We start from the raw sequence: 4259 nt of genomic DNA on the forward strand, positions 1-4259 counted from the left end.
TGGGTGGCGTACCGGAACTAATCATTCCAGATAACCTGAAAAGTGGTGTAACACGGGCTTGTCGTTACGAACCAGATCTTAATCCTACATACCAACAGCTTGCCGCGCATTACAACACCGTCATTGTCCCTGCAAGGCCCTATAAACCTAAGGATAAGTCTAAAGCTGAAGTCGGTGTGCAAATTGTTGAACGCTGGATAATGGCGCGATTACGTCATGAGCCTTTCTTCAGCTTACGTCAATTAAATACGCGCATTGCAGAATTATTGATTGATTTAAATACGCGTCAAATGAAGAAGAAACCAGGATCCCGCTTATCTCAATTTGAATTACTCGATAAACCAGTCTTAAAACCGTTACCCGACAAGGCTTACATATTTACCCAAATCAAGCAGGTGAAAGTGCATATTGATTACCATATTGAAGTAGAAAAGCATTACTACTCTGTCCCTCATTGCTTGATAAAACAAAAGCTTGAAGCGCATGTCACCGGTCAGCTGGTCACGCTTTATCATCATGGAAAACAGGTTGCGGTTCATTCTCGCAATCATCGGCTCGGCGGGCACACCACAAACGAACAGCACATGCCGGTAGCTCATCAAAAACAGCAACAATGGTCTCCCCAGCGGTTTGAAAGTTGGGCAAGAGATATCGGTAAATCAACAGAGAAGCTGGTGATTGAATTTTTACAAGCTAAAAAGCACCCAGAGCAAAGTTACCGTGTCTGTTTAGGATTACTGAGCCTTGCCAAAAAATACAGCCCTGCACGGTTAGAAGCCGCTTGTCATCGCGGTCTGTGGATGGGGGCAACCCGTTTAAAGCAAATCACCAACATCCTTGAAAAAGGATTAGATAAGCAACCATTACCCGAAGTTCAACTTGATTTATTGAATGAAATTGAACATGAAAACATTCGCGGAAATAGCTATTACCATTAAGGAAATACAATGAAAACAGTCTATCAACAACTCAACAATCTAAAATTAAGTGGCATGCGTGATGCGCTTAAACAGCAAACTGAACAACCGAACGCTTATGTTGAACTTGCTTTCGAAGAGCGGCTGGCGCTACTACTCGATAATGAAATAACACAACGAGACAACCGGAGGATTGAACGCTTAACACGGCAAGCAAAGTTCCGAGTAAGTGCGCAATTAGCACAGTTAGATTATCAATCGAGTCGTCAGATTAACAAAGTTCAAATACGCTCACTTGGGCAAGGCGAGTGGTTACGACTACATCAAAACATACTTATTACTGGGGCTACGGGGTGCGGTAAAACGTATCTCGCTTGCGCGCTTGGATACAATCACTGTCAGCAAGGCGAAAGCGTTTATTATTTTAGACTCAAAGAGCTACTTGAAAAAATGTATCTTGCACAAGCAGATGGTAGCTACCGAAAACTTATTAACAAACTCAGTTCAGCAAGTTTATTAATATTAGATGACTGGGGACTAGAACCGTTAACAGTACAACAGCGTAGTGATTTATTAGAGCTAATTGATGCAAGATACGATACTAAATCGACCATGATTAGTAGTCAGTTACCGATAGAAAATTGGTATGAAATGATTGGAGAATCAACGCATGCCGATGCGATATTAGATCGTCTAGTACATGGCTCAATTAAACTAGAATTAAAGGGTGAATCGATGCGTAAAAAACTAAATACCTTGACGTCACCCGATCACCTAAGTTAGATTTTACTGAGGTCTACAGACAAACAAAAAAGCGATCGCGATGAATGTTATTGAGCGATCGGCATCATGTTAATACGCAAACTCTCCGGTCAAAACTCATCAGTAGTATATTACTTAAAGCAGGACTTGTTGAAGCTCCTTGAGGAAGTCCATCATCCAAGCAGCAAATAGAAGCTAAAGCATGGGAAACATTATTTGAATATCCGAGATTAGAAAAAAAATTTACAACCCAATTAATCGAAATAGATGGAAAGAAATCTTTCATATCCATTTTAAGTAAGGCTTTAGCTCCCAAGTGTTGTACAGCATTAGTGACAATTGATTTGTTAGTTGTATATGCATGCGCACTATAGTGCACAGAACAAGATTTTAAAATACTTTCATAAATCCAACTTTGACATAACAACAAAGAAGGATAGGGGGCTGAAATAATTCTTTCACCTCCACTTCGCTTCGGTATTTTAAATTCTCTATAAAAATCATTTGTCCCGTAAACCATTTTGTTTAGTGCACGGTATTCAATACCAATAAGTTTGGCTAAATGTTCGACTTCAAATATAACGGGGATATTTTGGCTTGTTAATTTTTCAATATAAGACATATATTGGGGTACTAAATGACTAGAAATCCCTCTGTCTAATAGATATAAATTCCATTCATCACTTAATTTCATTTTTTCAATCTTTATTGAATAGCTGCAGAAGCTACCTTCTATACTTTGCAAAATACATCAAGTTATCTGATATTGCGCTTGCGTGATATCCGATAACTTGATGTCCGAATGAATAGCGAAGCTATTCACGGAATCTTACTAGCAATTTTTATCTTTTCGAAAATTTCTAGTAAGATCGGACTAACTAATTTTTATCTTTTCGAAAATTATTAGTCATGGTTAACGTTCACCTTAACCTGAGAGCGACTACACTCCAACATACTAGCTTCTGCAAGCTAAGAGTCTAATATAATTCATCTTTATCTATTTTAAAAGTCTTTTTATCTAACAGTTTGATACTTGGTATATATAGTGAATTTTTAGTCAGCTTTTCACCTAAAAAATGAGTTGGGACTTTCCTCCAGGGCTTATCTGATATGACTTTGTTTTGCTGAGTTATATACTTTTTCCCAATAAGAGTGATTTTCAAAAAATCTTCCTGATGTTCATTAATCATACCTTTTCCAGAAAGAATACGAATAATTTTAGAATATTCAGAAAACGAAAAATTTAACCTACGAAAAAGAGTAAAGGTATCTAAACCTTTAGACGATTTCATTAAAACATTTAATGTTGCTAACTCACTTTTATTAAGTTTCATAATTTATGCATCTGCCATTGCTCTAACCAATAAAGTATCTCTTTCTGATTCATCTTTCAAAAATGGCCACCAAAAAATAGGAAATACACTATTTGGTGTATTTCCATCATCTCTTGTATACAAGCATTCGGTTTCACCATATCCCAAATTAGGAAGTTCCCTACCGTTATATGAAGTTGAAAGTAGCCCCTCTAATTTAGCCATCAAGTTTAATTTATCACTCACCATTTCAGAAGGGTAATAATCAGAGATCCCTCTATCTAAATACACAAGACTTTCTATATCAATACCAGAACTTCTAGCTATATCTATGCCTACTTGAGATGAAATTAAAGTCTTAACTCGGATCGTAACATCATTATAACCAGCATCTTTGAACATTCTATTTAACTTGTTAACCCTCCCAATAACAGTCTTTCCACTTCCAATAAATTCATCTACCAGAACTATATCCTTATGAACAAATCCACTCGCTTTATACGTTTTAAATGCACGTTGAAATTGAGTAATGGACACGTGATTTCGCCATCCTGCTTTTTCTAATCGGGGTTTCAATCCATAAGAAACAAATTGGGCGCTATCTGTATTGTAATCGCCTGTCATAGCAACAATTTGAGTTGAACTAGACTCTAAACTATCAGTCACAATAGCTTCGGCGAGTTCTTTTATTAATAAGCTATAATATTGGTGTGAGATATGAACAAATCGTTCTAGTAATTCTAAAATCAATTTACGTTCATCTTCGGTTTTACAGTCCGTAAACAAGAGCTTAGTTAGCTCACTTTCTTTATCTTCAAGCCAAGGTTGTTTTTTGCACAAACCCAAAATAATCTTAAATTGTTTTACTGTCATTTCAATTTCTTTCACTTTTATATCAAATTATTATAGATACTTATAGGCACATATCATTCTAAATAATTTATCAACAAATAGCTACAAATAGCAATTTCAATAAAAAAGGCAGGACATACATTGGATTCTTTAAAATCATAATGTTACACAATAAAAACTTCCAAAATTTTTATCATGTATCATTACTTACCCACATTAAATTTTCCCTCAATCAATGCGTACTCATGGATTCCATCTGCGTGCCCTTTGTCGCGAATAGGCTCACTCAGGATGCACTGTCTGAACCGCTGCGTTAGTACATAAAGAGCTGGACATATATGGTCACTCCTTGTAAATCAAGGTTAAACTGTTTTTTCTTTATTTTTTAATAATTGATATCGTGCAAAAGTACGTC

5 protein-coding genes are annotated in these 4259 nt (G+C 36.3%); 2 read left to right on the top strand and 3 right to left on the bottom strand.

Annotated elements, in window-relative coordinates; all coding sequences use genetic code 11:
• Positions 1 to 938 (top strand): Mu transposase domain-containing protein (locus H592_RS22565; protein ID WP_037072014.1); only part of this gene is annotated, 938 nt, incomplete at its 5' end.
• Between the two features lie 9 nt (positions 939 to 947).
• Entirely contained in the window at positions 948 to 1700 is a 753-nt protein-coding gene (gene istB / locus H592_RS0116135) for an IS21-like element helper ATPase IstB (RefSeq protein ID WP_028866956.1), read from the top strand.
• A gap of 64 nt (positions 1701 to 1764) precedes the next feature.
• Here the strand turns inward: istB and H592_RS22570 are convergent, their stop codons facing one another.
• From H592_RS22570 to H592_RS0116150, 3 genes are all read right to left on the bottom strand, one after another.
• A complete protein-coding gene (locus H592_RS22570; protein ID WP_051369213.1) occupies positions 1765 to 2373 on the bottom strand; it encodes a reverse transcriptase domain-containing protein in 609 nt (202 codons plus the stop codon).
• 283 nt (positions 2374 to 2656) lie between these two features.
• Positions 2657 to 3013, bottom strand: coding sequence for a hypothetical protein (locus H592_RS0116145; protein ID WP_028869677.1), 357 nt, complete (start codon positions 3011 to 3013; stop codon positions 2657 to 2659).
• A gap of 3 nt (positions 3014 to 3016) precedes the next feature.
• On the bottom strand, positions 3017 to 3865 hold the full coding sequence (locus H592_RS0116150; RefSeq protein ID WP_037072002.1) for a phosphoribosyltransferase-like protein: 849 nt from the start codon (positions 3863 to 3865) through the stop codon (positions 3017 to 3019).
• Between the last annotated feature and the right edge of the window lie 394 nt (positions 3866 to 4259).

Origin of the sequence: Psychromonas arctica DSM 14288 (assembly GCF_000482725.1) — a bacterium.
In the GTDB taxonomy this organism is placed as follows: Bacteria; Pseudomonadota; Gammaproteobacteria; order Enterobacterales; family Psychromonadaceae; genus Psychromonas; species Psychromonas arctica.

Excerpts from the sequence above, each read along its gene's own strand:
- istB (WP_028866956.1), top strand. The coding sequence starts at position 948 with ATGAAAACAGTCTATCAACAACTCAACAATCTAAAATTAAGTGGCATG.
- H592_RS22570 (WP_051369213.1), bottom strand. The coding sequence starts at position 2,373 with ATGAAATTAAGTGATGAATGGAATTTATATCTATTAGACAGAGGGATT.
- H592_RS0116145 (WP_028869677.1), bottom strand. The coding sequence starts at position 3,013 with ATGAAACTTAATAAAAGTGAGTTAGCAACATTAAATGTTTTAATGAAA.
- H592_RS0116150 (WP_037072002.1), bottom strand. The coding sequence starts at position 3,865 with ATGACAGTAAAACAATTTAAGATTATTTTGGGTTTGTGCAAAAAACAA.